Origin of the sequence: Hahella sp. KA22 (assembly GCF_004135205.1) — a bacterium.
GTDB lineage: Bacteria > Pseudomonadota > Gammaproteobacteria > Pseudomonadales > Oleiphilaceae > Hahella.
This window is the reverse complement of the sequence record NZ_CP035490.1, coordinates 941,797-967,464: the sequence shown is the minus strand read 5'-3', so window position 1 is coordinate 967,464 and position 25,668 is coordinate 941,797. Positions and strand designations below refer to the sequence as shown.

General features: G+C 55.7%; 22 protein-coding genes. 11 read left to right on the top strand and 11 right to left on the bottom strand.

The window, feature by feature from the left end; translation table 11 throughout:
- Positions 1–73: 73 nt before the first annotated feature.
- Positions 74–445, bottom strand: a complete 372-nt coding sequence (locus EUZ85_RS04250; RefSeq protein ID WP_127968075.1) for a hypothetical protein — start codon at positions 443–445, stop codon at positions 74–76.
- A gap of 421 nt (positions 446–866) precedes the next feature.
- Here EUZ85_RS04250 and EUZ85_RS04245 point away from each other — a divergent pair, with 421 nt between their 5' ends.
- A complete protein-coding gene (locus EUZ85_RS04245; protein WP_127968074.1) occupies positions 867–1,634 on the top strand; it encodes an ABC transporter substrate-binding protein in 768 nt (255 codons plus the stop codon).
- 164 nt (positions 1,635–1,798) lie between these two features.
- A complete protein-coding gene (locus tag EUZ85_RS04240; protein WP_127968073.1) occupies positions 1,799–3,715 on the top strand; it encodes a 5'-nucleotidase C-terminal domain-containing protein in 1,917 nt (638 codons plus the stop codon).
- 152 nt (positions 3,716–3,867) lie between these two features.
- On the opposite strand, the gene arfB is transcribed toward EUZ85_RS04240, so the two are convergent.
- From arfB to EUZ85_RS04225, 3 genes are all read right to left on the bottom strand, one after another.
- On the bottom strand, positions 3,868–4,287 hold the full coding sequence (gene arfB / locus EUZ85_RS04235) for an alternative ribosome rescue aminoacyl-tRNA hydrolase ArfB (protein ID WP_127974402.1): 420 nt from the start codon (positions 4,285–4,287) through the stop codon (positions 3,868–3,870).
- A gap of 5 nt (positions 4,288–4,292) precedes the next feature.
- Positions 4,293–5,123 carry a hypothetical protein gene (locus EUZ85_RS04230; protein ID WP_127968072.1) on the bottom strand — a complete coding sequence of 277 codons (831 nt, stop codon included), beginning with the start codon at positions 5,121–5,123 and terminating at the stop codon, positions 4,293–4,295.
- Positions 5,124–5,212: 89 nt separating this feature from the next.
- A complete protein-coding gene (locus EUZ85_RS04225) occupies positions 5,213–7,036 on the bottom strand; it encodes a P-loop NTPase fold protein (protein ID WP_127968071.1) in 1,824 nt (607 codons plus the stop codon).
- Between the two features lie 321 nt (positions 7,037–7,357).
- On the opposite strand from EUZ85_RS04225, the gene EUZ85_RS04220 reads away from it, so the two are divergent.
- Positions 7,358–7,894, top strand: a complete 537-nt coding sequence (locus EUZ85_RS04220; RefSeq protein WP_011394352.1) for an HNH endonuclease — start codon at positions 7,358–7,360, stop codon at positions 7,892–7,894.
- Between the two features lie 25 nt (positions 7,895–7,919).
- Here the strand turns inward: EUZ85_RS04220 and EUZ85_RS04215 are convergent, their stop codons facing one another.
- Both EUZ85_RS04215 and EUZ85_RS04210 read right to left on the bottom strand, forming a co-directional pair.
- The gene (locus EUZ85_RS04215; RefSeq protein WP_127968069.1) at positions 7,920–8,834 is read right to left on the bottom strand and encodes a hypothetical protein; all 915 of its coding nucleotides are present in this window, start codon (positions 8,832–8,834) and stop codon (positions 7,920–7,922) included.
- Between the two features lie 97 nt (positions 8,835–8,931).
- Positions 8,932–9,852, bottom strand: a complete 921-nt coding sequence (locus EUZ85_RS04210; protein ID WP_127968068.1) for an ion channel — start codon at positions 9,850–9,852, stop codon at positions 8,932–8,934.
- 258 nt (positions 9,853–10,110) lie between these two features.
- On the opposite strand from EUZ85_RS04210, the gene EUZ85_RS04205 reads away from it, so the two are divergent.
- On the top strand, positions 10,111–11,067 hold the full coding sequence (locus tag EUZ85_RS04205; RefSeq protein ID WP_241566950.1) for an alpha/beta fold hydrolase: 957 nt from the start codon (positions 10,111–10,113) through the stop codon (positions 11,065–11,067).
- 4 nt (positions 11,068–11,071) lie between these two features.
- Here the strand turns inward: EUZ85_RS04205 and EUZ85_RS04200 are convergent, their stop codons facing one another.
- Together EUZ85_RS04200 and EUZ85_RS04195 are read right to left on the bottom strand one after the other, a co-directional pair.
- Entirely contained in the window at positions 11,072–11,716 is a 645-nt protein-coding gene (locus EUZ85_RS04200; RefSeq protein WP_127968066.1) for an isoprenylcysteine carboxylmethyltransferase family protein, read from the bottom strand.
- A gap of 57 nt (positions 11,717–11,773) precedes the next feature.
- On the bottom strand, positions 11,774–12,091 hold the full coding sequence (locus EUZ85_RS04195) for a GIY-YIG nuclease family protein (RefSeq protein WP_127968065.1): 318 nt from the start codon (positions 12,089–12,091) through the stop codon (positions 11,774–11,776).
- A 486-nt stretch (positions 12,092–12,577) separates the two neighbouring features.
- On the opposite strand from EUZ85_RS04195, the gene EUZ85_RS04190 reads away from it, so the two are divergent.
- From EUZ85_RS04190 to EUZ85_RS04170, 5 genes are all read left to right on the top strand, one after another.
- A complete protein-coding gene (locus tag EUZ85_RS04190; protein ID WP_127968064.1) occupies positions 12,578–15,070 on the top strand; it encodes an ExeM/NucH family extracellular endonuclease in 2,493 nt (830 codons plus the stop codon).
- Positions 15,071–15,151: 81 nt separating this feature from the next.
- Positions 15,152–15,895: an ABC transporter substrate-binding protein gene (locus EUZ85_RS04185; RefSeq protein ID WP_127968063.1), complete on the top strand. Its 744-nt coding sequence runs from the start codon at positions 15,152–15,154 to the stop codon at positions 15,893–15,895.
- Between the two features lie 109 nt (positions 15,896–16,004).
- Positions 16,005–17,156: a GNAT family N-acetyltransferase gene (locus EUZ85_RS04180; protein ID WP_127968062.1), complete on the top strand. Its 1,152-nt coding sequence runs from the start codon at positions 16,005–16,007 to the stop codon at positions 17,154–17,156.
- 264 nt (positions 17,157–17,420) lie between these two features.
- Positions 17,421–18,893 (top strand): glutamate-cysteine ligase family protein, encoded by a 1,473-nt coding sequence (locus EUZ85_RS04175; protein WP_127968061.1) that lies wholly within the window; start codon positions 17,421–17,423, stop codon positions 18,891–18,893.
- Positions 18,894–18,941: 48 nt separating this feature from the next.
- Positions 18,942–19,961: a succinylglutamate desuccinylase/aspartoacylase family protein gene (locus EUZ85_RS04170; RefSeq protein ID WP_127968060.1), complete on the top strand. Its 1,020-nt coding sequence runs from the start codon at positions 18,942–18,944 to the stop codon at positions 19,959–19,961.
- A 129-nt stretch (positions 19,962–20,090) separates the two neighbouring features.
- Here the strand turns inward: EUZ85_RS04170 and EUZ85_RS04165 are convergent, their stop codons facing one another.
- Genes EUZ85_RS04165 through zwf form a run of 3 tightly spaced genes read right to left on the bottom strand, consistent with a single transcriptional unit; the run spans position 20,091 to position 22,966 of the window.
- Positions 20,091–20,744: a bifunctional 4-hydroxy-2-oxoglutarate aldolase/2-dehydro-3-deoxy-phosphogluconate aldolase gene (locus EUZ85_RS04165; protein ID WP_127968059.1), complete on the bottom strand. Its 654-nt coding sequence runs from the start codon at positions 20,742–20,744 to the stop codon at positions 20,091–20,093.
- A gap of 37 nt (positions 20,745–20,781) precedes the next feature.
- Positions 20,782–21,489 (bottom strand): 6-phosphogluconolactonase, encoded by a 708-nt coding sequence (pgl, locus tag EUZ85_RS04160; protein WP_127968058.1) that lies wholly within the window; start codon positions 21,487–21,489, stop codon positions 20,782–20,784.
- Complete coding sequence (gene zwf, locus EUZ85_RS04155) at positions 21,482–22,966, bottom strand: glucose-6-phosphate dehydrogenase (protein ID WP_370454909.1); 1,485 nt, start codon at positions 22,964–22,966, stop codon at positions 21,482–21,484. The genes pgl and zwf overlap by 8 nt, the downstream gene beginning before the upstream one ends.
- Before the next feature lie 247 nt (positions 22,967–23,213).
- On the opposite strand from zwf, the gene EUZ85_RS04150 reads away from it, so the two are divergent.
- On the top strand, positions 23,214–24,098 hold the full coding sequence (locus EUZ85_RS04150) for a MurR/RpiR family transcriptional regulator (protein WP_127968056.1): 885 nt from the start codon (positions 23,214–23,216) through the stop codon (positions 24,096–24,098).
- Between the two features lie 334 nt (positions 24,099–24,432).
- On the top strand, positions 24,433–25,629 hold the full coding sequence (locus EUZ85_RS04145) for a maltoporin (protein WP_127968055.1): 1,197 nt from the start codon (positions 24,433–24,435) through the stop codon (positions 25,627–25,629).
- Positions 25,630–25,668 lie beyond the last annotated feature (39 nt).

The window sequence follows — 25,668 nt, the reverse complement described above, 5'->3', positions numbered from 1 at the left end:
CGCTGATTATTATTCCTTTCGCGCCCACTCCAACGCGCCTGCATCAGAGCGGACGACTTGTCACATCAGCAGCTTACCAGTCTCGCCATTCGCTGGCGATACCCTCCCCGTCGCCATAATTTTCCGGATCGATGCCCGCCGCTACGGCGATGGCGTCAAACAGATCGCACAGCTCTTCCCTTTCCGCCGTTTCGATCAAGTCTCCGCCAACGGTGTCGTTAAGGTAGTTAAGCGACTCCACGGCGACTTCAAACTGTTTGACCTTCACCTTTTCCGTCGCGCCTTCACCCAGCTCTAGCAAAGCTTGCAGCAGATTGTCCATAACCCGTCTGGCTGCGGCGTTATTCTCATCCGTATATTGCTCCAACCCATCCTGGAAACGCTCCGCCCAAAGGTCAAAAGGGTAGTGTTTCTGGGTGCGCCGCAATCGCTGTTCATATGACAAATCAATGTCCTCCTGTCGACAGAGTGGGTGAACATGACGTGAGAAAAGAGAGCAAAAGCTTAACCCGGAGCGTCTCGGCTCCCTTCTCTCAGGCAGACGCAAATTGTAAACATCGAAACGACAGGATCACGCTCCCTACGCTCTGATCCAGCTTGTTCCCGGCAAATTCGTGACAATTTGACTCGTTTTCCATCTATATACTGTAAAAAAGTCAAATAGCGTCACTTTTAAAAAGAGTGTAAAAATACGGACGCTGGGAACGCGCCTGAATTGAAATAGACCAGGGCCGGACATACTTTAAGTTGGTGAATATTTGCCCAGCGCGAGCTCGTGCGACGATGCTCCTCAACAAGCACTCGTCACGTAGCGCCGGGCCTCACGATAATTCTTGATTTGGTTTCGAGCATACGGGTAGGTCCTATTGAGCATCGTTTTTTTACGTAGATTGGCATCCTGGTTACTGGTCAGCGCAGGACTCTGGACAACCGCCGCTTCCGCTGACAGCTCCATCAATCTGGCGTGCAACTACTTCCCTCCTCAAAAAATCGGCTCTCCCGAGAACACGGACCGACCGGGTTACGACATCGAGCTGTTACAAGCCGCCTTTCAACAGGTCGGCGTGACGGTCACCTTTCGCTATTTCCCGTGGAATCGCGCGCTGGAACTGGCCAGAACCGGAACCTACGACGGCCTCTGCAGTTGCTCCTATCTGCCGGAAAGAGAAAGCTTTCTATACTTCTCCGACGAACTGGGCGCGCTGGAGAAAGGTTTTTTCACCTTGAGCGGACGCAAAATTCATAAAGTCGGCGCCCTGAGCGATATGAAGCCCTACAAGTTGGCGGTGGTGCGCGGTTATAACCTGGAGACAGAATTGGAGAAAGCGGGGCTGGAGAATATTGAAACGGTGGGAACGGATAAGCTGCTGCTCAATATGCTCATCTTCCAGCGCGTAGACGCCATCTATTCCTTCGCCGACACGATACAGTACGAGGCGCAGCAGATGGCGAATCCTCCTGAGTTGAACTTTATCAGCATGACCAGCGCGCCCTACTACACCTGCTTCAGCAAAAGGAGCCCAATGAGTCTGGACACCATGCTGAAATTCAACAAAGGTTTGCGCATGATCCGCGAGTCCGGCGAGTACGACCGCATTCGCCAGAAATATCTGGGCGTCCCCAAGTCATCCTGACGCGACGCCACATCGCCATCGCTCCCTTGATGCTGCGCTACAGGGAGCGACTCTTCCTCTTTCCTTCTCCGTTAGTTGCAACATTGCCGCAATAATTCAGTGGGACACTCCCTGCTCCGATAACAACGAACGTCAACACTCAAATTCACTGTGGAGCATGTCTTATGGCGCCTTTTCATGTAACGCGCGCAGGCGCAGTATTGTGCGTGTCGATCGCACTGGCCGCGTGCAGCGATAGCAACAGCCCCCAAAGCAATGACGACTCCGGGTTCAGCCTGAGCATCCTGCACATCAACGATCATCACTCCCATCTCGCCGCCTCCACTTTTAGTTACGACGTCAGCGCGCTGGGCCTGCAAACAAAAACCGACGGCGGCGCCGACATAGGTTCGGTGAGTGTTTCCTACGGTGGTTTTCCCATGCTGACGAGTCTGGCCGACACCTTGGCGGATGAAAAACGCAATGTGCTGAAACTGCACTCTGGCGACGCGATCACCGGCGCCCTGTATTTCACGCTGTTCGGCGGCGAAGCAGATGCTGAGATGATGAACCGGATCTGTTTTGACGCCTTCGCCCTGGGCAATCATGAGTTCGACAATGGCGATACCGGCCTGGCGTCATTCCTGAACTATCTGGCGGCGGACGATTGCGGAACCGACGTGCTGGCGGCCAATGTCGCTCCCGGCGACGCTTCGCCTATCGCCCAGGGCTACATAAAACCCTACGTTATCAAGGAAGTGGGCGGCCAGAAGATCGGCCTTATCGGCATTGATATCGCACAGAAGACACAGGAATCGAGCCGCCCTGACGCCGGCACCACGCTACTCGACGAAACCGCCACTGCGCAGAAGTATATCGATGAAATCAGCGCCCAGGGCGTCAACAAAATCATCCTGATGACGCACTACACTTACGCCAACGATCAGACTCTGGCGGCGAACCTGACTGGGGTGGACGTCATTGTCGGCGGCGACTCCCACACCTTGATGGGCGGGGAGACGTTCACCCAATTGGGCTTCAACGTCGTCAGCGATTACCCGAAAAAGGCCACGAATAAAGCCGGAGACGCAGTCTGCATCGTACACGCCTGGGAATATGCGCATCTGCTGGGCGCTCTGGACGTCAGCTTCGACGCCAGCGGCAAAGTCACCGCCTGTAGCGGAAATCCTTACATGCCTGTCGCCAAGTCGTTCACCTATACCGCGGCGGATAAAGTCACTAAAACCCTGCCTGCCGCTGACGCCGATCGGGTGACGCAAGCGCTGACCAGCCACAAGGAAATTGTCTCCACCACGGCGGACGCCATTTCAGAGCGCCTGCTGGCGATTTATGACGATGAAGTGGATACCCTGAAGCAAACTGTGATCGGCACAGTATCAGACAATCTGTGTCTGGTGCGCTGGCCCGGCGAGGCGCGCTCCAGCCTGTGTGATGTCTCGGAGAACTATGTCAACGGCAGCGATATCTCCAACATCGTCGCCAAAGCCTTCCTGACCGTGACGCCCACCGCCGATATCGCCATCCAGAACGGCGGCGGCGTGAGAACGGATATTCCCATGGGCGACCTTACCGTAGCGGACGCCTATACATTGCTTCCCTTCTCCAACACCCTGGTGACGCTGGAGATGACCGGACAGCAAATCGTCGACGTACTGGAAGATGCGCTGTCCAATACCCTGGATAACAATGGTTCTTCCGGCTCCTACCCCTACGCCGCCGGTCTGCGTTTCAACGTGAACGCCGCACAGGCCAAAGGCGCGCGCCTGTCTAATGTGGAGGTGAACTCACGTGTGGCGGGAGATTGGAGCGCTATCGACCTGAACGCGACCTACACCGTGGTCACTAACGACTTCATCGCGTCTGGACAGGATGGCTACAACACGTTCGCCACGCCCTATAACGCCGGCCTGTATGTGGATACGTTCACCGAGTATGCGCAGGGATTCGTGGACTATGTGGATGCGCTCACCGAAGACGGCATGACCGTGGCTAAACTGCCGATCGCCGAGTACAGCACCCAGCAGTACATTGGCCGCGATGGTTGCAATCACAGCCTGTCGGCGGACTGCGAGAACTACTAATCAGGCAGACAAATAGCTTCCTTCTATTTGTCTGCAACGACAGGGCCTGCACAGGTCAGGCCCTGTCTCCCGCGGCTTGTCGCCGCGCAGGCGCGTCCATGCGCCTGGTGATTAACATGCCAATATCATTGCCATGTTAATAATACTATAAATCAGTCGTAACGGCTCACCCGCCCGCGGGCGGATTTGACCTTGGCGCGTTTGGTCTTGCCCTCCAGACGTCGAGCCTGGGAGCCTTTGGTGGGCTTGGTGGCGATACGTTTTTTACGCGTCGCCATCGCTCCGACGATAACCTCTTTCAGCCGCGCCAACGCATCCTCGCGATTCTGTTCCTGGGTGCGATATTGCTGCGCTTTGATGACGATGACGCCATCCTTGGTGATACGTTGATCGTTTAATTCAAGCAGTCTTTCCTTGTATACCTCAGGCAAGGAAGACGCCCTGATATCAAAGCGCAGATGCACGGCGGAGGACACTTTGTTGACGTTCTGTCCCCCGGCGCCTTGTGCGCGGATGGCCTGCATGTCAATTTCATGGTCGGGAATGCTGACTTTGTTGGAAATCTCCAGCACGATGACTAAGCCTCCGGGTCCGTGTATGTGGTCAGCCGGTTTTTCCATCCCGGCAGCCATTTTTCCTTTTCGATAGGATTTGCGGCGTTATGCGCCCGCCGTTCCAGCACGTAGATCGCCGCCATGCGGAACGCCAGCAAAGGCGTCCTTCCCTGCTCAAAGCGATCCATTTCCTCCAGCACCTGCTTCAGGCCCCAGCCCTCGCCTTTGTAGCGCTCCGATTCCGACAGGCCGTCGCCTTTAAAGTTGACGTAATCAATCAGCGCATAGGCCCCTCCGCGGGTTTCGCTCAAGCGCATGACCCGCAGACGGATGGTTTCATGGCTGCCGACCGGCGCTGAGTCAATGATCGCCTCCAACGACGTGGACGCCCGCTGAAACATAAAGGCCACCTGCTGCGCTTTGGTGCGCTCCAGAAAGCCCCTCAGTTCCTCGACTTGCGGACTGTTCTGGACGGCCAGAAACGCCTGTCGGGTTGGCCAGGGGGCGTCAAGCGGGTCCAGCTCCAGCATCCAGGAGGGAGCGACCACGCCTTGCGTCAGCATGTATTGAAACAGCAGAGGAAAGCTTTCCTTGAACTTCTCCTCGATACCCGCGGGGTACCAGATGAAATGACCAATTCCCAGGGAGGGAAACGCCTCTCCCTGATTCCAGGTCACCAGACATTCGCGCTTGCCCGCGCATTCATTTTGAAAAACTTTGCGCCCAACCCAATCCAGATCCGCATCGCCCAGATGCAGTTGCGGACTGGATGTAGTCTCTGCGCAAGCGGAAAGGAATACTGTCACGGCGATAATCAGCGGCCGCAAACACCCGCCCAAAACTCTACTCAGCATAAAACGTACGATCAATAACCTGCCTTAAAGACTCACTTTACTGGTATGCGGCGGGAAATGGTATCGGGTAAAGGTTGGGGGGTTCTGCTTCAGCCCTTCAGCACAGGCTCAATCTCCTCGGTTTCAGTGGCGGGCAATACAAACGCCTTGAGCGCGGGGACGAGTTTATCCTCCCATGCAGGCTCTTTAAGAATCATCAGAACCTCATGATCGATACGCCCCAGGCTGTCGCCGTCTTCCAACGGTTTCACCCGCTCGCCGCGCAGGAACTTTTTCCAGTAGTGCAGTCCTTTCTCGCCAAGCTGATCTGGACGATCATTGGCGTATTCCATCGCAAACAGCGCAACCATCATGGGATAGGCGAAAGGTTGCCGTTGCGCGCTCAGGCCGGGCGCTTCATCCTCCGTCTGCAGCCAGTCTTCCCGCAAGTAAGCGCGCAACAGGTTATAGCCGTTATACAGGCGCTTGATTTGCCTGGGATTACTGAGCTTGAAATGCTCCAGCCAGTAGTAAAACGCCTGTTCTTGCTGGGGCGCCATGCCTTCCGCGTTGGCGCGAGCCGTGGAATCGGGCAGCAGTTTATGAATCGCCATGTGGGAAACTTCCTGCGGAGGGTCAGCCTGGTCGCCGCAAACGCTACCCACATAGCGCGTTACGGCGGCCGCATCCGGCTCGCTGAGCGTAATGGGTATATGCATGACTTTCGCCAGATAATCCCGCGCAATCGCCTGCGGATTCTGCCATTTGTGTTGCGGCGCCAGTTTTTCGTAGTGCATCGCCAGCGCCGTCAGGGCGATTTGTTGATTAATGGCGATAATCACGGTGACGCGCGGAATGTTCATCACCAGGCGGAGGGTTTCAAAAGTTTTGACGATGTTTTCATAACTGCAGCGATCCAAATCCTCCACGACCAGCAGAAAGCGGCTCTGCGGCCCTTTTTTGGGGTTCAGCCGCAGCTCGCAGAGCGATTGCAGATGGTTGTGCATGACCGGAGCGGTCCCCAGGTAGTGACCGTAGGTAGACAGACGCAGATAAGTGTTCAACTCCGGCGCCATGGGGCTCGCCCAGACGGTTTGAAAGTACTTGTAGGAACCCGCCAGCAGCAATGCGGGGATATGCGCGGCGATTTTTCCGATCCCCGAGGAAAACACGGAAGTGTCGTCCGTGTATTGCACGCACCAGAATACGATCTGCAATCCCAACACGGCGGCGAAGATACAAATGCGCTCTGACTTCAGTTTCCAGCCGAACTTGAAAGTCAGCAGCAATTTTTGCCGGTTGTGATATCCCAGGTACAGCAAATACAGGATGGAGGACGCCGCCAGTACAACGCTGGCGGACATCAGCCAGGACACCATTCCGTCGCCAATTAGGTTTGTCGCCCAGGTGTTGAATCCTACATAGGCTTTTAGAAAATGCAGCGCGGCGAGAATGAGGATAAGCGTCGCCGCCAGCGAAAAAAGCGCCTTTCCGATCATATTAAGCTTCAAGGAAGCGGATAGCCCCTTCCCTGCCGGTGTTGTAAACGCCGACAGCGCCTTGATCGTCTCCTGCGCCAGCCCGGCCTGAGGACTCTCCGTATGTTCATATTTCCAGGCGTTGTACTCGCCAAACAGAAAGGGCTGCTCCTCACCGTACTTTTCTCGCAGCGTCTTCTTCAACTGCTGAACAAACGAAGTTTTGCCAACGCCCCAATCCCCCATGAGCCCAATGGTTTGGTGACCATTGTTAGCGGGGGCGGCCAGAAAGCCGGCCAGGGTATCCGCCAGAGGCGACCGGTTGAGCAGGTCCTCGTCGCTGCTGGTCTCTGAGGCGATTTGGGTGGAAGGACTATAGGCGGACAGCGACGCTTTACTCACTGTCGACGCGCCTCCAGCCGCTTGCAACTGCGCCTCTGAAATACTCCCGCTCATATCCGTATCCCTGCTCTGAAAGGCTGATGTTGAAAGTGTAGCAGAGGGAAAGAACCGTTCGGCTTTTGATGACAGAACAGACAGCAGAAGAAAGCAGCATTAGGCGACCGTTTCCCACCATTTTCACAGCGCTTGCGCTGACAACTTTCGGGAATACAAAATCCGTTCCCGGCGTACAAAAAATCATCGACTTGCTCACTTAATTTACCGAAATACATGGAAAAAACCGCCCACTTGTAATACAACTGTCAGAGTAAATGTATTTCATATAGCACTGGAACGTGCCTAATTGACGAAAGATCAGAGGTGTCCATGTATCCCATGGTACTCAAGATAACGCCGTCAGGACTTCCTCAGTGTTGGCTGGATGTTTACGCCGCCGTAACTGAGATCGTGTGCGATAGGGCGTTATATACATTTGGAGAAATATGCTCCACCCTGCATGGCGGGTATAACTCGCAAGGAGTTCAGTCCACGATTGACGTGCCGCAGATCATCGTCGGCCGCAAGGACCCCAAAGAACTGCGCAGCATTCCCCCCCTCCTCAACCGCTACCTTTTTTCCCGAGACAGCTTCCGCTGCATGTATTGCGGCGAAAAATTCCACCACAGTCTGCTGAGCCGCGACCACATCGTGCCCTTGAGCCGTGGCGGTCGTAACGTGTGGACTAATGTGGTGACGGCCTGCAAGCGCTGCAACGGGCATAAAGGCGCGCGCTTGTTGAGCGAGTGCAACATGGAATTGCTGGCGGTGCCTTATACGCCGAACCGCTATGAGTATCTGTATCTGGCCAATCGACGCATTCTGGCGGATCAGATGGAGTATTTGAAAAAAGGCTTCCGCAACCTGGTGGCGTAACAGCGGAAGCGCCCCTCAATTTGCTTCAGGTCCCAGAGCACCTGTGGCTTTGATCGCCCAAAAGATGCCTGCGCAACGCCATGGGCGCGGCGAAGGAAGAGCCTTTCAACGGAGGCCAGGGCTTGGCCGGATAATCCTTACGCTCCGGTGAATAGCCTGTAAGACAGGTTACCGGCACATCCGCGCAATCGTCTCCGTCCACATCGTAGCCTACCGGAGCGCCAGTAGCGTCCAGCACCAGCCGGAAGAAATACGCCGCTTGCTCGTGAGTATCCACTAATTCGTTATCGGCGATGAAGTCGCCCAGTTCCTCCTCCACCGCGCCCACCGTCACCACGCCATCCGCAAAGGAATAAGTATTCACCATACCGCGCCCGCCATTGCCGGCGATGGTGTAGACCTGAACGCCGCTTTCCGCCAGATCCTCCATCAGACGAATGATGCGATAGCTGAGACTCCATACCGGATCATGTTCCGCCCAGCTGCGCACGACCGCTTTGTAGCTTTCCACATTTTCCAGACGCAAGGGCTTTTCAAACGCGCTGACCAGGGTGGAAGACTCCCAGGACAACACCACCGCATCGATGGGCTCGCCCCAGAAGACATGCTTGCGTACTTCCGCCAACTGCCGCAGGATTTCTTCCTGCGCAGGCTGGCCGGGAGTCAAAGGATAGGGCGTCACCTCCACTTGCGGAGCAGAGGCCAGCAGGCTGACGATGTCGCCATGGTAAAGCGGCTCCCTCTTGCGGTCGCGGTCCAGATCGACCATGCCGTTGAGCCACCCGTCCATGTCCTTGTCTTCTTCGGAAGCGAAGAACTCATCGCCAGGGTAAAAACGGTCAATCACCGCCACCCTGTATAAAGGCTGCGCAGGCGCTGGCGGCTCCAGACTGCATGAAGCGCTCAACACCGCCGCGACCATGAAATATGAGAATCCCATAAGCCGGCTCCCGAATATTTCAGTCCTGTCACAATTAGTTTAACTATAGCCCATGTCCTGAAGAGACAACGGCGGGATCAGATTCCAACCGGGCTTTCTATCGCGTCATTTTCTTCACGAAAACGACAACAAAGAGCGCCAGAGTGAAACTGCCGACAAAGGCTTCGGTTGCGGCGAACGCGCGGGTGAGGCCCACCGGGGCGAGGTCTCCGTAGCCCAGGGTGGTGAAGGTGACGACGCTGAAATACAGACAGCTCAGAAAATACTGCAATTCCGACCACAGGTTGGCGCCGCCGCCCGCGTATAGGGCCTGCTCTCCTTCGCGGATGCCCAGGGTGAAATAGATCAGTGAGAAGGCCAGCACCATAAGACAGGAAAAAATAATGACGCGGTCGGGACGCTCCCCGTATCCGCAGAATAAGTCCACCAGCTTGGAGACGAAGCGCGCGCCGGAGAATGGCGGCAGCTGAAAACGTCGCATCAGCATTTCTTTCTGGAAAAAATGGCCAGCGGTTTCAAAAAGCCCCTGCTGTTCCGCGACCTTGCGCAAATGCCGATAGATTTCTTCCGCCTGTTGATACAAATCCAACTTCTGCTCACGATTGGAGGCCTTTTCCGCCAGCTTCTCCTGCAGCAGTTTTTCGCCCCACTGAATGTGTTCAATTTTGGTCTGCTCAAACACCGCCCCCAACAGGTTGCAGTCCTGCAGGTTGGCGCAGTGTAAATTCGCCTTGCTGAGGTTGGCTTTCATCAGGGAAGAGCCCCGTAAATCCAAGTGAAAGCAATGGGCCCCTTCCAGGTTGGCGCGGTAGAGATCGGACTCCACTAGTTGATAGCCGCCCTTGGCGTTGCGCCGCACCAGATCAACCCCGGACAGCTCCGCACGGCTCAACTTGAATCCGCGCATGGGTTCGCCCGTACGGGCGCGTTGCTCCAGCTGAAACTTCAACTCATCGCTTTCTTCGCGATCGGCGTCGCGCCAATAACTGTCGTCAGGGGGTTGGGTGTCAGCGGTCATAGCCTGATTCTCCACCGCAATCAGCCTGGGCGTCATATTTATGTAGAAGCAAAAGACGCGTTGATTTACAGATCAATCTCAGTGTAGATCAGTGTGGAGAATTCGGCCGCGCCGCCACTCAGATTCAAGGCTAGACCGTTGCCTCGGCGGCTCCGGATTTGATTAAATGTCCGCTTACGGCAGCCCTTAGATCCACAGTCCAACGACTCTCGCAGGGCTCCTGTCTGTCAGTATGGATTTACAGGAAACAGCATGCGCATGTCTCATTCCGCTCAGATTTTCCGGGCCGGGTTTCTCATCGCTGCGCTGACCCTGCTGTCGGCGTGTTCCGAGATTAAATACGGCCTGTACGATCTCGCCATGGACTTCGAACGCTCCCAGGCGGGCGTGACTCCCAAAAGCCTGGAGACCCAGGGGCGTCATTTCGCTTATCTGGAAAACCAGGCGCCGCCGGACGCCGAAACGATCCTGCTGCTGCATGGTTTCGGCGCCAGCAAAGAAAACTGGCTGCGCTTCATGCGCCATCTTCCCTCGCGCTATCACATTGTAGCCCTCGACCTGTTGGGTCACGGCGACAGCAGCAAAGACACCAGCATTCCCTATGATATCGACGACCAGGTCGGCTACGTGCGCGCCTTTACCGAAGCCGCCGGCCTGAGCCGTTTTCACTTGATGGGAAATTCCATGGGCGGGGCGATTTCTTCGATGTACGCCGCCGAGTATCCAGACAGCGTCGCTTCATTAGTGCTGATGGACCCCGCTGGCGTGTATGACTATTCCAGCGAGCTGGAGACGCGCCTGCAAAAGGGAGAAAACCCGTTGATCGTAAGAAAGCCGGAGGATTTTGACGCCCTCATGGAATTCGCCATGGAGGACAAGCCCTTCATACCCTGGCCGATCAAGTCCGTGCTCACGGAAAAAGCCATCGCCAATACCGGCATTTACGATCATATATTCGCGGAGCTGGTAAGAGAGCGACACAGGTATGACTTCAAGCAAGTGTTGCTGGATATCAGAAGCCCTACTCTGGTGCTATGGGGGAAAGAAGACCGGGTGATCAACTACCGCAATGCGGAGGTATTCACCCGGCAGATCGCCAATTCACGCAAGATGATCATCGATGGCGTCGGCCACGCGCCGATGATCGAAGCGCCGGAGGAAACCGCGGAAATCACCCTGGTTTTCATGCGCCTGCTGGAAGCGGAAAAGGACTGAACGCCTAATCCTGCCAGCCCGGACCCATGGCCTTACCGAAACGGGGCAACCAGCGAGGCGCCCGCTCGCAATAACGCTCATAGGCTTGCCCGTATGCCCGTCGCAGAGCGGCCTCCTCCAGTCGCGTTTGCATGGCGATCATCCCTGCGCCGATGAGCAGGCACGCCAAAGTAAACAATGACGGCAGCGCCAGAAACAGCCCAATCTGGCCGATATATACACCAGCGAACAACGGATTACGGCAATAACGGAAAGGGCCCTGGGTCAGTAACTGCGCCTTGCCGTCAGTATCAATGCCCGAGCGCCAGTCCGTGTGCATATAAGAATGCACATAATCAATCAATCCAAAAGAGCCCAGCAGCAAGCCGACTCCAGTCCACAACACTGCCGGCGTGTACAGCGCAGGAAATACGCCCAGATAGGCGTCTACATCGGGATAAAACACCCGCGCCACCGTCACCGCCAGAATCAATAAACGAAACAGATTGAATACCCAGCGCACGAACCAGCTTTTGCTGGCGGCGGAGCCGTAATGAATATGACTGACGCCGGTGCGCTTGCGCAGCCCCAGGCTACGGCAGGTGTAATGCACGCCAATCATGGTGAAAAATATAGCCAGAAAGTGGCTGACAATTACGTCCGTGGACATCGTGTTGTTCTCCCATCTCACTTGGTGAAGGTCGCATCAGGAACGCGGGACCTGTCGTCACAGGCCGAAGCAACTACGATTCAACTCCCGAAAAGCGTTATCCAATACATTTTCTTCGATCAGGCGCAGTTTGCCACTGCGTTTTAGTTTTTTAATCTCAATTTCCCGGCGGCTTGCGCTGGCGCGATCGTGTCCCGCCTCCGCATACAGCAGGCGCACTGGCTTACGTCCGCGAAAATACTTAGCTCCATTGCCCTGCAAATGATCCCGGAAACGTTTCGCAGGGTTATTGGTGATGCCGGTATACAGCGAGTTATCGCTGGCCAGCAACATATACACGCACCAACTCATCGCGGCGACTTCATTTTCCGACACCGTTCGGACCACCTGTAGTTTTATTGGTATGCCGCCAACTTGGCTTTGAAGATGACGAAGGGAGGATTTTACCCCAGTCCACTGGGATTTGTTGACTGAACATCTCGCCATAAAAGACGATTTTCAGGATGCGCATTTTTTGACCGTCACGTCAGAAAATGCACTCTTGTTGATCATATGGTCAAATAATAAACAGAACCTGATTCTATCCCGGATTAGTCCGCCCAACTTCGCCAGACTCCGGCTGACGCCTCATAAGCAGTTGATTTGCCGCTTATTAAATCCGTTTTGTTGGCAGCCGGCTCTATTGCCCGAGTAATAGGTATTTATATTTATTGTAACCAGGTCACATTACGCTCTTGCCCCGCCTTGATCGTGGCATAACGCTTGCTCTAAGCTCTCGTCCGCTTATATCTGGCTGGAGTCAGAGCAGTATTGGCCGGACGCACTTTATACAATCCTGGTTGTAACTCGGAAATAATTAAAATGAAATATCCTGAAAACAGCAGACGCCGCGCCCTCATGGCGGCGATGATCACCGCGTTCCCACTCTCCGCTCAGGCGGACCTCATCATTTCGGAATACGTGGAAGGTTCTTCCAACAATAAAGCCCTGGAGTTCTACAACACCGGCAGCGACGCCGTAGAACTCAGCGCCTATGAGATCGCCCGTTTTAAAGACGGCGCAGAAACCCCTAACGCTTACATGACCCTTCCTTCGTTTTCCCTGGCGGCCGGCGCGGTATATGTGCACGCTAACAGCGGCGCTAATGATGGCTTGAAAGCGCTGGCCAACAGCACCTCAACTGACGACGCCATCGGCTTTAATGGCGGCGACTCCGTCGTGTTGCGCCTGGTTGACGGCGATATTGTCGACCGTGTGGGAACGCTTAAAGAAGGCGCAAGCTCTTATCTGAAAGATGTCACTCTGTCCCGTAAAGATACGACTCCCAACCCTGACTTCAACCAGGATCAATGGCAAACACTGGCGAAAGACGCCTTCAGCGGGCTGGGCAAAGCCCCTGGCGCGGATGGTGGAGACAGTGGAGATGGCGGTGACGACCCTGCGCCAACCTTAGGCGCCTGCGGCGAAGCAGCCACACTGATCAGCGCCATTAAAGTCGACGCAAAATCAATCAAGGATAATGGTGATACTTTTACTGTTGAAGGCATTGTCACCGGGTTCCGCAGCAACGGTTTCTTTGTTCAGGAAGAGCCTTCTGACGAAGACGGCAATCCTTTGACTTCCGAGGGCATCTTCGCGTTCAGCAATGGCGGCGGCGCTCTGACCCTGGGCAATCTGGTGCGTATAAAAGGCGTCGTTTCAGACTACCACGGCAACAGGCAGATCAGCGTCTCCGAACTGGCGGATTGCGGCGCCACTGACGCCATCGCCACCGTCACGCCAATTACCTTGCCATTCGCCGCAGATCTTAATCTGGAAGCGCTGGAAGGCATGGTCGTCAGCGTGACCAATGCGGTTGTCGCCAATACTTACGGCCTGGGCCGCTACGGCGAAATCACCATCAGCGACAAGCTGAAATGGACCCCCACAGACGCCGCCATTCCCGGCAGCGCGGAATACGACGCCGTCATTGCGGAAAACAAAGCCAACCTGCTTTACATCGAAGACAATACTTCCAGCCAGAATACCGCCAGCGTCAGCTTCTATCCTGAGTTTGGCTACGACAATCCCATTCTGCTGGGCGATCTTGTGTCCGCCACCGGTCCGCTGAACTTCTCTTACGATGTATACCGCATCAACCCGATGGCCCCAATCAGCGTCACCTCCCCCGGCCGCACCGCTGCGCCGGAAGCTGCGCTGGGCAATCTGGCGGTGGCCAGCTTCAACGTCCTGAATTATTTCAACGGCGTGAAAAAAGACGACGGCTCCGTCGACTACTCCGCCAACCCACGAGGCGCTAAAACAGAAGACGAGTTTCTGCTGCAACAGGCGCGCATCGTCAAGGCGTTGAAAACTCTGGACGCGGATGTCGTGGGCCTGATGGAGCTGGAGAACGACGGTTTCGGCGACGACTCCGCCATCAACACGCTGGTGACGGCGCTGAACAACGAAATCGGCGAAGACGCCTATACCTACGTGTCAACAAAGGACGGCGGCAAGCCGGGGACGGATCAAATCACCGTCGGCCTGATTTATCGCGCCGCCAACGTCACCCCCAAAGGCGACGCCATTGTGATCGACATGCCTGAGCAGACTCTCGGCGCAGAAACCGCCGCCATGCGTCCTTCTCTTGTGCAGGCGTTCACTCACAAGAAAACCGGGCAGAGCTTCGCCGTCTCCATCAACCACTTCAAATCCAAGCGTTCCAGCAGCGCCTGTGATAACAGCGCTCCCACGGATATCGACCAGATGCAGGGCAACTGCAACCCGTTGCGCGTTTCCGCTGCGGTCACCCTCGGCGAAGCCTTGGCGACGCTGGGTCTGCCTGAGCGCATTCTGATCCTGGGCGACCTGAACGCCTACTCCAAGGAAGACCCGATTTCCGTGCTGACCGACTACAACCCGGCCACCCACGGCTACACCATCAAAACCGCCGCCAATACTGGCATGGACGCAGGGGCCGCAGTGGAAGTAAGCAAAAACTATGGCTATGCTTTGGTTGCGGAAACCCATGATGCGGAAGGGTTCTCTTATACCTACGACGGCGCGCAAGGCAGCCTTGACCATATCCTGGCCAGCAGCGCCGCCATGGAGGATATCGTGGATCTCGATCACTGGAACGTTAACTCCATTGAAGCCTACGCCCTGCAGGCGGACGGCCTGTTCAAATACTACAAAGACTCCACCGGATACTTCGGCGTCGGGCCCTATCGCAGCTCCGACCACGATCCGGTAGTGGTGACGATGGACTTGAAGTCCACGGACAAAGGCAAGGATGACGGAGGCGGCAGCCTGGGTCTGCTGAGCATTCTGGCTCTGCTGACCATGCGGTTCGCACGCCGCCGCCCGATGTAAGTAATTCAGGGGGCAGAACTTCGGTTCTGCCCCCTTTTTGCAGTTCGCTCCGATAAAACGACCAACTATACAGGAGTCAAAATGCGCTTAATCATCTCGGTCATCACTTTCATCTCCCTTTCCCTGTCGGGCTACGCCAGATCCGAACAGCTCATCTTCAACTCTGCAGAGTTCAGCCCCTTCGTTTATGAAGAAAATGGCAAGATGGGGGGTCCCGTCACCGACGTCATTCTTCTCACCTGCAAAAAGATCAATGTGGAATGCAGCATCAAACAGGAATCTTTCAGTAAGTCGGAAGAGCAGGTAAAAGCCGGCGTGGTCAATGGCGTTTATCTGGTGAGCTGGAGCGAAAGCCGCGCCGAATGGATGTACTACACCTTACCCGTGCTGCGCACCAGCTGGGGGTTCTTCGTGCCGGCGACGGACAAAAAGGATTACCTTACCCTGTCCAGCTTCAGCGGCCAAAGGGTGGGCGTGTTTGGTCCGTCCAGCAGCTCCAAGACGCTGGACCGCATCAATCCTGTGGTGAACATGGACATACAACTGTCCAAGGACGATCTGGGCAACCTGAAAAAACTGATTCAGGGGCAACTCGATTCTGTTTATATCAATCGCGACGTGGGCCTCGACCTGATGCGACAAAGCGGACTGGCGGACAAAGTCCGTTTCGCCTGGACCCACACGGAACGTAACTATCACATTGGATTCAGCAAAAAAACCGGACGCAAGCTGGTGAACCAGTTTAACAAAGCGTTGCGTAAAACCTATGAATCCGGCGAGGCGCGGAAGATTCTCGCCCAGCGCGGCCTGGAATCCGTCATGTAATGTCCTTCCGCCGGACGGCGCGGAAGTCGCTCCGGCTTTTCCTTTACGGCGAACTGTCCAATAATGGGCCGGATTCCTGGTTTCATCGAAACATATATTGGGCCCGAGCATGACAGCGCTGCGCGCGGAGTTTATCGACAGCATTGAAGCCGTCTCCCCCGTTCAATGGAATCAGTTGAGCGGCGTGGACAACCCTTTTATCCGTTACGAGTTCCTGCACGCCCTGGAGACGACTGGCTGCGTCACCGAAGCAACCGGCTGGCGGCCGCAGCATATTCTGATCCGCGACACGCATAACGTCTTAGTCGGCGCTGCGCCCTGTTATCTGAAAAATCACTCCTACGGAGAATACGTGTTCGATTGGGCCTGGGCGGACGCTTACCATCGTCATGGCCTGGAGTATTACCCAAAGCTGCTCACTGCCGTCCCCTTCACGCCATCCGTCGGACCGCGTCTGTTAGTCTCCGCCAATGCTGACCGGGAGCGCGTGTCACTGGCGATCAGTCACGCCATGGGCGAACGTTTACATCAAACCGGCGCTTCGTCCTGGCACGTGCTGTTTCCGGACGAATCCTCGCGAATAAGTCTGAGTGAAGACAAGACTTTGTTGTTGCGCCACGGAACCCAGTTCCACTGGCTCAATGAAGGCTACGCGTCCTTTGATGACTTTTTGCAGGCGCTAGCCTCACGCAAACGCAAGAACATCCGAAAAGAACGCCAGGCAGTGCTCAGCCAGGGCATTACATTCAAGGTCATCGAAGGTCCAGATGTGGGCGAGTGTGAACTGGAGGCTTTCTACGACTTCTACCAGTTAACTTATCTGAAACGGGGACAGCGGCCCTATCTCAGCTACGCCTTTTTCCAGCGCCTGATTGCTGTCATGCCGGAGCAAGTATTTCTTATCCTTGCGCAACGGGAGCAGCGCTTCGTGGCCGGCGCTTTGTTTCTGAAGAACCCGTCAACGCTGTTCGGCCGCTACTGGGGCTGTACTGAAGAGTTCAATCACCTGCATTTCGAGACCTGCTATTACCAGGGCATCGATTACTGCATTGCGCACAAACTGCTGCGCTTTGACGCCGGCGCCCAAGGGGAGCACAAATTGCTACGGGGATTTCGGCCCACCCCCACCTATTCCCTGCATAGAATCGAGCATCCCGCTTTCCGTCAGGCCATCGCCAACTTTCTGGATGAAGAGCGCGAAGGCGTCTGTGAATACGTACGCGACGCCAATGCCCATCTTCCCTTCAAGCAGGCTGAGTAAGCTATTAACATGGCAATGATATTGGCATGTTAATCACCAGGCGCATGGACGCGCCTGCGCGGCGACAAGCCGCGGGAGACAGGGCCTGACCTGTGCAGGCCCTGTCGTTGCAGACAAATAGAAGGAAGCTATTTGTCTGCCGGATTAATAAATATAAGGCCACCGCAACCGCTTTTTTCACACTGCGGTTTCGCCCCCCGAAAAGTTAGCCTACTTTAATTAAAAAAGTGAGCTGCATGAGCGGTTGCTGGAGAACTCGCGAAGATGGGGCGACATATCGATAAAGCGCGGTTCAGCGCTCAGGAATACGCAGAATTCCAACGACGATTACAGGAAAATCTGGCGACGTTGCGCAAGTTGCTTGATGATCCCGCTTTTGGCGTCGGTCCGCCGTCCTTCGGAGCGGAGTTGGAGCTATACATCATCGACAAGCACGGTCGTCCCATGGCCAAAAACCAGGAAATCCAGGCCACCGTCGATGATCCCAATCTGACGCTGGAGCTGAATCGCTTCAATCTTGAATACAATCTGGAGCCGACGCCCGCCGCCGGAACGCCTTTCCGCGCCCTGCAACAACAGATCGACGGCGTCTTGCAATCTCTGGAAACTCATGCCGCTGCGCAAGGGGCCTCACTCCTGCCCATTGGCATTCTGCCGACGCTGACTTCGGAGGATATGGGGCCGGAGGCGATTACAGAGAGCCCCCGCTATCAGGCCCTGGCGCGACAACTACGGGATAAGCGCGGTGAGGATTTTCACATCAGCATCAAAGGCCGCGATACACTTGATCTGTATTGGCAGGATGTATCCCTGGAAGGCGCCAACACCTCTTTCCAGTTTCATTATCGGGTGAATCCTGCGGATTTCGCCGACGCCTTTAACGCCGCGCAACTGGCCACGCCTCTTGCCGTCGCGCTGGCGGCCAATTCGCCGTTGTTTCTGGGGCGTCGACTCTGGCATGAAACCCGTATCGCCCTGTTCAAACAGGCGACAGACTGCCGTATGGAAACGCCATTGCGTTTCAGGCTGCCTGCAAGGGTGTTTTTCGGCAACGGCTGGGTGCGCAAAGATGCACATGAAATTTTCTGCGAAGGCGTATCGCTGTTTGAGCCGCTGCTACCCATTTGCGGCGATGAAGACGCGCCCCGTCCCGGGCAGGCGCCGCCACTGGACGAGCTGCGCCTGCATCAGGGCAGTATCTGGGCCTGGAATCGCCCCATCTATGATCCGGTGGACGGCGGCCATATCCGCATAGAAATTCGCGCGTTGCCCGCCGGTCCCAGCACCACGGACATGCTCGCCAACGCCGCCTTGATGGTGGGTATGATCGAAGGACTGCGCCCGTCCATGCACGACATGCTTCCCGCCATTCCTTTCCGCTATTGCGAATACAACTTTTACCGCGCCGCCAAATACGGGCTGCGCGCCAGACTGTTCTGGCCGGGACAAGGCGGCGAAGGCTTGCAGGAGCGACCGGTATTGGACATTCTGGAGGACATGCTGCCAGTGGCGGAACAAGGCTTGAGTGCACTGCCTATCGATCCTGAGGATATTCGTCACTATCTGGGAGTGTGCGCCCAGAATCTGGCGCAACCGGTCAACGGCGCGCTCTGGCAATTACGCATGCTTGAGAAACTGCGCCTCCAGCGCAACGATGAAGACGCTTTAAGAGAACTGGTGATTCGCTATCAGGATAATTATCGTAGTGGAGAACCGGTGCATCGGTGGGCGTATTAAACCAGATGCGCCCGTCGACTCAGAGAATCTCCATAGGGGCTGTCTATTATGCCGCTCAAGGTAATTGAAGGAATTCGCAACTTAGCGCTCGAAGAAGACCTCACCCGTTTCTTGCAACGCCTGGGCGGTCCCACGCTGATTCGCCTGCAGGGGCGCGATCGTTCACGCCGTCGCGCCTTCTGCACCTTGCTGCACGGCAATGAGCCTTCCGGCGTCCGCGCGTTGCACGCATACCTGCTCTCCGGCGAAACCCCAGCGGTGGATCTGGATGTCATCATCGCTTCTATTCCCGCGGCCCTGGCCCCTCCGATGTTCAGCCAGCGCATGCTGCCTGGCCAGCGTGATATCAACCGCTGCTTCCGGTCCCCTTTCGATGATGATCAGGGCAAATTAGCCGAGGCGATTCTGCGTTTCCTGCACGAAAGCAAACCCGAGTGCCTTATTGATCTGCACAATACGTCAGGCAGCGGTCCCGCCTTCGGCGTAGCCATACGCTGCGACGCCGATCACCGCGCCCTGACCTCACTCTGGACCAACGACCTGATCGTCACCGACTTGCGCCTGGGCGCTCTGATGGAAATCAGCGAGTTGGACATGCCCACGGTGACGATTGAGTGCGGCGGCGCCCAGGACGAAACTTCTCTGTTGATCGCGCGGGAAGGCATGCAGCGTTATTTTGGTAGCGAGCAGGTGCTTGCCGCCGCCGGGCGCGATTATGGCGTGAACCGCTTTCGCAATCCTATTCGCATGGAATTGAAGCCGGGGCGACGAGTGCATTATGGCGATGCCGTCGATCCCGATGCGGCGCTGACGCTGCCGTTGGACGCCGCCCGTTTTAACTACGGTTCAGTGCCCGCCGGCGAGCGTCTGGCCATTCTCGGCGCTGCGGGCCTGGAGGCTTTGACGGCCAAGGACCACCTGGGACGTGAGCGCCTGCATGATCACTTCGCCGCTATCAACGGCAGACTATCCCCCAAACATCCATTGAAACTGTTCATGGTGACCACCAATCCCATCATCGCCACTACCGACTGCCTGTTTTACTTCATCGACTGCGCCAATACCTGACCCCATGTGAGCCCAGTTTGAGTAAGACCGTTCAGAAATAAAAAAACCCGCCAGGCGACGGGTAAAAATATATTGCTAATGCAATGAGGGAGGGTCGTTGCTATCGATAAAGAGAGTTTCCAGTCGCCGTCAAATAGCGGCCAGACTCTCTTCAGCAATAGTCCGGATCTGCCGCCAATCGCCTGCGGAGATGGCGTCCTTGGGCGTTAGCCAGGAGCCGCCCACCGCCAGTACGTTTGGCAGGGCAAGATAATCTTTCGCTTTTTCCCGGGTGATGCCGCCAGTCGGGCAGAACTTCACATTGGGGAAAGGACCGGAGAAAGCCTTCAGCGCAGACACGCCGCCTGCCACTTCCGCCGGGAAAAACTTAAATGCGCGATATCCCAGGCGATAACCTTCCATGACTTCAGACAATGAAGATACGCCAGGCAACATCGGAATTTTCGCCGTCAGGCCATATTCCAGCAGTTCTTTGGTGGAGCCAGGCGTGATGACGAATTGAGCGCCAGCGTCTTCCGCGGCTTTGAACTGCTCAACCGTCGCCACCGTGCCTACGCCAACCCAAACTTCAGGGAGTGCGGCGCGCAAGTCCGTGATCGCCTGCAGGGCGTGCGGCGTGCGCAAGGTAATTTCCAGAATGCGGACGCCGCCTTCCACCAGGGCTTTCCCGAGCGGCAACGCATCTTCCGGACGATCGATAGTGATGACCGGCACCAACGGGCAACTGCTTACGATAGCGTCCAGTTGTTTTTGCAACGCTTCAGGATAGGTCTGGGATGTCATAGGTTTCTATTCTCTCTATTACTCTCGAGGTTCCTTCTCAAGGACTCCAAAAAACATTGAGGCCTGGGCGGATAAATCCGCGCACGGGCATCTCCGCCACTGCGTCCAGCCTGGCCAGCACCTTGTTAAGGGTGGTCAGCTTATCTTCGCCAGTGATATGCAGCGCCTGATGCCTGGCCGCCGCCAAAACCTTGTAGGAAAGCGTCATACGCGGATGCAGCGCCGTGACCGGATGCATCGGTGCGCACTTGTCTGTGGTGTCCAGGCCGTGAGCCAGCTCTTTCGCGCCCGGGAACAGAGAGGCGGTGTGTCCATCCGCTCCCATCCCCAGAATCAGAACGTCAATCGGCCAGGACAATTCAGCCAGACTGGCTTCTAGTTGTTCGCACCCTTCTTCAGGGGTCGCGGCTGCATTTTTCAGCGGCAGAAAATTCGCTTCCGCCGCCGGGCCTTGCAACAGAAATTCTTTCACCAGCGCGGCGTTACTGTCGTCATGGGTTTCATCCACCCAGCGCTCGTCCGCCAGCGTAATGTCTACCTTGCTCCAAGGCAGTTCCTGCTGCGCCAGTAACTTGAAGAAAGCCACCGGCGTACGGCCGCCGGAAATCACCAGCAAGGCGCGGTCTTTTTCCTGCAGCGCGGCGCGCAGCCACTCTGCGGTCTGCAACGCCAGCTTATGCGCCAGCGCTTCACGTTCTTCTTCCAATTGCAGGGTGACGCCCTGCGGCCAGGATAGTTCAAGCATCTTCGTACCAGCTCCTTCCGTCCCGGGTGATCATGGCGATGGAAGCCACGGGGCCCCAGCTTCCTGCAGGATATTTCTTGGGCGGCAGTCCCAATTCAGCCCAGCCTTCAATGACCTGGTCAATCCAGCGCCACGCGTACTCCACTTCATCGCGACGCACGAACAGGTACTGGTTGCCTTTGATGACTTCCCACAGCAATCGCTCGTAGGCGTCGGGCACCCGACCTGTGTTGAAAGCTTCGGAGAAACTGAGTTGCAGTGGCCCCTGACGCAGACGCATGCCTTTATCCAGGCCCTGGTCTTTTGTCAGCACCTGCAGGGAGATGCCTTCATCCGGTTGCAGACGGATAATCAGTTTGTTGTTGGCCAGATGTTTCTGGTCTGGATCAAATATGTAGTGCGGCGCCGGCTTGAAGTGAATAATGATTTCCGACAGCTTCTGCGGCATACGCTTACCGGTGCGCATGTAGAACGGCACGCCCGCCCAACGCCAGTTGCAAATCTCCGCTTTAATGGCGACGAAGCTTTCCGTGGAGCTGCCCTCGTTGGCGCCCTCTTCGTCCAGATAACCTGGAACCGGTTTACCATCGATGTTGCCAGCGGTGTACTGTCCGCGCACCATGTGAGTTTCCATCAGATCCGGCGTAATCGGCTTCAGCGCCTTCAGCACTTTCACTTTTTCATCGCGGATACTGCCGGCGGACAGATCGGAAGGCGGGTCCATGGCGATCAGACACAACAATTGCAGCAAGTGGTTCTGCACCATGTCCCGCAGCTGCCCCGCCTTGTCGAAGTAGCCCCAGCGGCCTTCGATGCCGACTTTCTCCGCCACGGTGATTTCCACGTGGGAGATATAACGTTGATTCCATTGTGTCGCAAACAGGTTGTTGGCGAAACGCAACGCAATCAGGTTCTGTACGGTTTCTTTACCCAGATAATGGTCTATGCGATACAGCTGGGATTCATCGAAGAACTCGGCCAGACGATCGTTGATCTCGAAAGAAGACTCCAGATTATGACCGATGGGTTTTTCCACCACTACGCGGGTGGATGGCTGAATGCAGTCGGCGCCTTTCAGGTTTTCCCCGATCATGCCGTAGATCGCAGGAGGCGTCGCCATGTAGACGATCAGAGGGACTTCAGAATCCCCGCGCCATTGATTGATACTGCGATAGCCTTCGGCGTCGCCGAAATCGAGCTGCTGGAAACGGACTTTGCCGAAAAAGCGTTTCAGCGCAGCCTCGTCCAAGTCGTTCTTAGGCAATAACGCCTTGAAACGCTCCAGGGTTTGCGCCTTGAAGGACTCTTCGTCAACTTCCTGTCTGGCCAGCGCGAGAATGCGAGTCTGCGGATGTAGCAGTTTCGCCCGCTCCAGTTGAAATAGCGCCGGAAACAACTTGCGTTGCGCCAGATCGCCCAGCGCGCCGAAGAGCGCCAAGTCACATTGTGTAGATGCTGCTCGATTCATAGTTTTCATATTTGGTAGTAATTATTCGTAATTTTGAGACAAAAAATTGGTACTTTCAACCTGAAACGGCAAATATTGTGATAATTTTACTACATTTCCCGTATTCATCTGATTTCCTTCCCACTTATTGACTAGTGTCCGCCCGACCGTTCGGCTGGCGACCCAGGGTGCGCAGAGTTATATTAGGGGCGATAACAAAATGTGTAGTAATTTCACTACAACAATAAATAAATCGCTCCCGGAATCCATACAGATAATGAATGAAACCATATCCCACCAGAATCTGCTGGAGGTGATCCGGCAGAGGCTCGACGATTTGAATAAATCCGAGCGCAAAGTCGCCGAAGTCATCCTGCGCGACCCCAAAGCCGCTACTCGCTACAGTATAGCCGCACTGGCGCGCGCCTCCGACGTCAGTGAACCAACCGTTAACCGCTTTTGTCGTAACTTCGCGGCCAGCGGATTTCCCGATTTCAAGATCCAGCTGGCGCAAAGTCTGGCCAGCGGCACGCCATACGTAAGCCAGAGCGTGGAGTCGAGCGATACCGTTGAGGAATACAGCGATAAAATAATCCTCAGCACCATCGCCGATCTCGACAAAGCCAGACAGTCACTGAACACCACCGCCATTTCCAAGGCAGTGGACTACCTGATCCAGGCCAAACAAATTTCGTTTTTCGGCATGGGCGCCTCCGCCGCCGTGGCTATCGACGCCCAGCATAAGTTCTTCCGCTTCAATATCCCGGTCACAGCCTACGACGACTTTCTCATGCAACGCATGGTCGCCGCCGCCGCGCATACAGGCGACGCCATCGTCACCATTTCCTATACCGGCCGTACGCGGGAAATGGTGGAAGTCGCGAAAATTGCGCGGGAGCAAGGCGCCATTGTGATTGGTATTACTGCGCCAGACTCTCCGCTGGCGAGGGAGTGCACCGTGGCGCTGGATGTCATCGCGCCGGAAGATACCGACGTATATATGCCAATGACGTCGCGCATCGTGCATTTGGCGGTAATCGATATTCTCGCCACCGGAGTCACCCTCAAGCGCGGCGCGGATTTCCACTCACATCTAAAGCGCATCAAGGACAGCCTGCGCGACACCCGTTACCCTCACGATGACGGTGCTGAAGGCGCCTAAATCTGCGCGCTGACTCTTCTTTTCTGCTTTCTATATAAACCCACACCCGGAGCGTAACAGCCACACTCCGGGCGCTCTCGCTTTGCCCCCTTCATCACCAGAATAGCGCTCGCTATCAGCCTGACGGTCGCCATTACTACTTTTCTCCTCCCCCCTCCCCCTGACTCCTCCCCCCCCAAAACTTTCCTAACGGAGGATGTGCCATATCAGACGTTCACTGAGTATGAGACCCAGCAAATAACAATTTGTCCCATCGACAAAGCGCCTCCGTTATCCGGGCGTACTCAAAGGTCCGGCCTGGCGAGTCCTTTAACAACAAGAGCAGGAAAAAACGATGACAGACAAGAACAACAAGCGCCTATTCAAAGTAGCCCCCCTGGCGACCGCTATCGCGGCTTCTTTGTTCACCGTGAACGCCAGCGCCGTTGAGTGGCATGGCTATGCGCGTTCAGGCATCGGCATGAGCGACAACGGCGACCAGCAGTGCATCAACAAGCAGGCGGTGGGCCGTTTGGGCAACGAATGCGAAACTTATGCGGAGCTGGATCTTCAGCAAGAGCTTTTCAACCGCGACGGCAGAACGTTCAAAGTTGAAACCATGCTCAGTTACAAATCCAACCAGGATGGAGACTATGAAGCCCTGAACAGCGAAGATGACGAAATCGCGCTTCGCCAGATGAACGTTCAGGCTAAAGGGGTACTGGGATTCGCCCCCGAAGCGACGCTGTGGGCGGGTAAACGCTACTATCAGCGCCACGATATTCACCATCTGGATCTTTTCTACTGGGACGTATCCGGTCCTGGCGCTGGTATTGAAGGTATCGACGCAGGCGCAGGCAAATTCTCCGCCGCCTGGACCAGAGGCTACGGCAACATCAATATCCTCGACTTCCGTTATTCCGGCATTCAAGTCGGCGCCAGCTCATTGGAAGTCGGCCTGGACTTAGCCAAGCCACGACTGACAGACGCCCAAAAAGACGCGGGCGCAGCGGATGATCTGAGCACCTTGCTCACCGCTGAACTGTCCACGCCGATTATGGACGGCTTCAACAAAATCGTATTCCAGTACGGAACTGAAGGCTACGCCTCTCCAATGCGCAACTTCGGTGGCGGTCAATGGAACGGGACGCTGGATAAAGGCGGCAAAGGCTTTCGTCTGATCGACTGGGGCGTGGTGAAAGCCGGTTCTAATATCGAACTTAGTTATGCCGCGATGTATGGCGTCTTTGAAGATGACACCATGAATGACGACTCGTCTTTCTACAGCATCTCAGCGCGTCCAGCTTATAAGTGGTCTGATTACATGCGCACTTATCTGGAAGTGGGCCATTTCGCTGCAGACGATAATGGCGTCGACTCCCAATTGGACAAGGTTACTATCGCACAAGCCTGGTCCGCCGGCCCCAGCTTCTGGGCGCGTCCGGAAATCCGGGTTTTCGCCAGCTACATTAACGATGGCGAAGGTACACCGTTTGAAGGCGGCGAAGACAGCGTGCTGAACTTCGGCGTCCAAATGGAAGCCTGGTGGTAATCCACCCCCCATTCCCCAATCTCAACCCAAGTGTTCGGG

Excerpts from the sequence above, each read along its gene's own strand:
- EUZ85_RS04240 (WP_127968073.1), top strand. The coding sequence starts at position 1,799 with ATGGCGCCTTTTCATGTAACGCGCGCAGGCGCAGTATTGTGCGTGTCG.
- EUZ85_RS04230 (WP_127968072.1), bottom strand. The coding sequence starts at position 5,123 with ATGCTGAGTAGAGTTTTGGGCGGGTGTTTGCGGCCGCTGATTATCGCC.
- EUZ85_RS04225 (WP_127968071.1), bottom strand. The coding sequence starts at position 7,036 with ATGAGCGGGAGTATTTCAGAGGCGCAGTTGCAAGCGGCTGGAGGCGCG.
- EUZ85_RS04220 (WP_011394352.1), top strand. The coding sequence starts at position 7,358 with ATGGTACTCAAGATAACGCCGTCAGGACTTCCTCAGTGTTGGCTGGAT.
- EUZ85_RS04215 (WP_127968069.1), bottom strand. The coding sequence starts at position 8,834 with ATGGGATTCTCATATTTCATGGTCGCGGCGGTGTTGAGCGCTTCATGC.
- EUZ85_RS04210 (WP_127968068.1), bottom strand. The coding sequence starts at position 9,852 with ATGACCGCTGACACCCAACCCCCTGACGACAGTTATTGGCGCGACGCC.
- EUZ85_RS04205 (WP_241566950.1), top strand. The coding sequence starts at position 10,111 with ATGTCTCATTCCGCTCAGATTTTCCGGGCCGGGTTTCTCATCGCTGCG.
- EUZ85_RS04200 (WP_127968066.1), bottom strand. The coding sequence starts at position 11,716 with ATGTCCACGGACGTAATTGTCAGCCACTTTCTGGCTATATTTTTCACC.
- EUZ85_RS04190 (WP_127968064.1), top strand. The coding sequence starts at position 12,578 with ATGAAATATCCTGAAAACAGCAGACGCCGCGCCCTCATGGCGGCGATG.
- EUZ85_RS04185 (WP_127968063.1), top strand. The coding sequence starts at position 15,152 with ATGCGCTTAATCATCTCGGTCATCACTTTCATCTCCCTTTCCCTGTCG.
- EUZ85_RS04180 (WP_127968062.1), top strand. The coding sequence starts at position 16,005 with ATGACAGCGCTGCGCGCGGAGTTTATCGACAGCATTGAAGCCGTCTCC.
- EUZ85_RS04175 (WP_127968061.1), top strand. The coding sequence starts at position 17,421 with ATGGGGCGACATATCGATAAAGCGCGGTTCAGCGCTCAGGAATACGCA.
- EUZ85_RS04170 (WP_127968060.1), top strand. The coding sequence starts at position 18,942 with ATGCCGCTCAAGGTAATTGAAGGAATTCGCAACTTAGCGCTCGAAGAA.
- EUZ85_RS04165 (WP_127968059.1), bottom strand. The coding sequence starts at position 20,744 with ATGACATCCCAGACCTATCCTGAAGCGTTGCAAAAACAACTGGACGCT.
- pgl (WP_127968058.1), bottom strand. The coding sequence starts at position 21,489 with ATGCTTGAACTATCCTGGCCGCAGGGCGTCACCCTGCAATTGGAAGAA.
- zwf (WP_370454909.1), bottom strand. The coding sequence starts at position 22,966 with ATGAAAACTATGAATCGAGCAGCATCTACACAATGTGACTTGGCGCTC.
- EUZ85_RS04150 (WP_127968056.1), top strand. The coding sequence starts at position 23,214 with ATGAATGAAACCATATCCCACCAGAATCTGCTGGAGGTGATCCGGCAG.
- EUZ85_RS04145 (WP_127968055.1), top strand. The coding sequence starts at position 24,433 with ATGACAGACAAGAACAACAAGCGCCTATTCAAAGTAGCCCCCCTGGCG.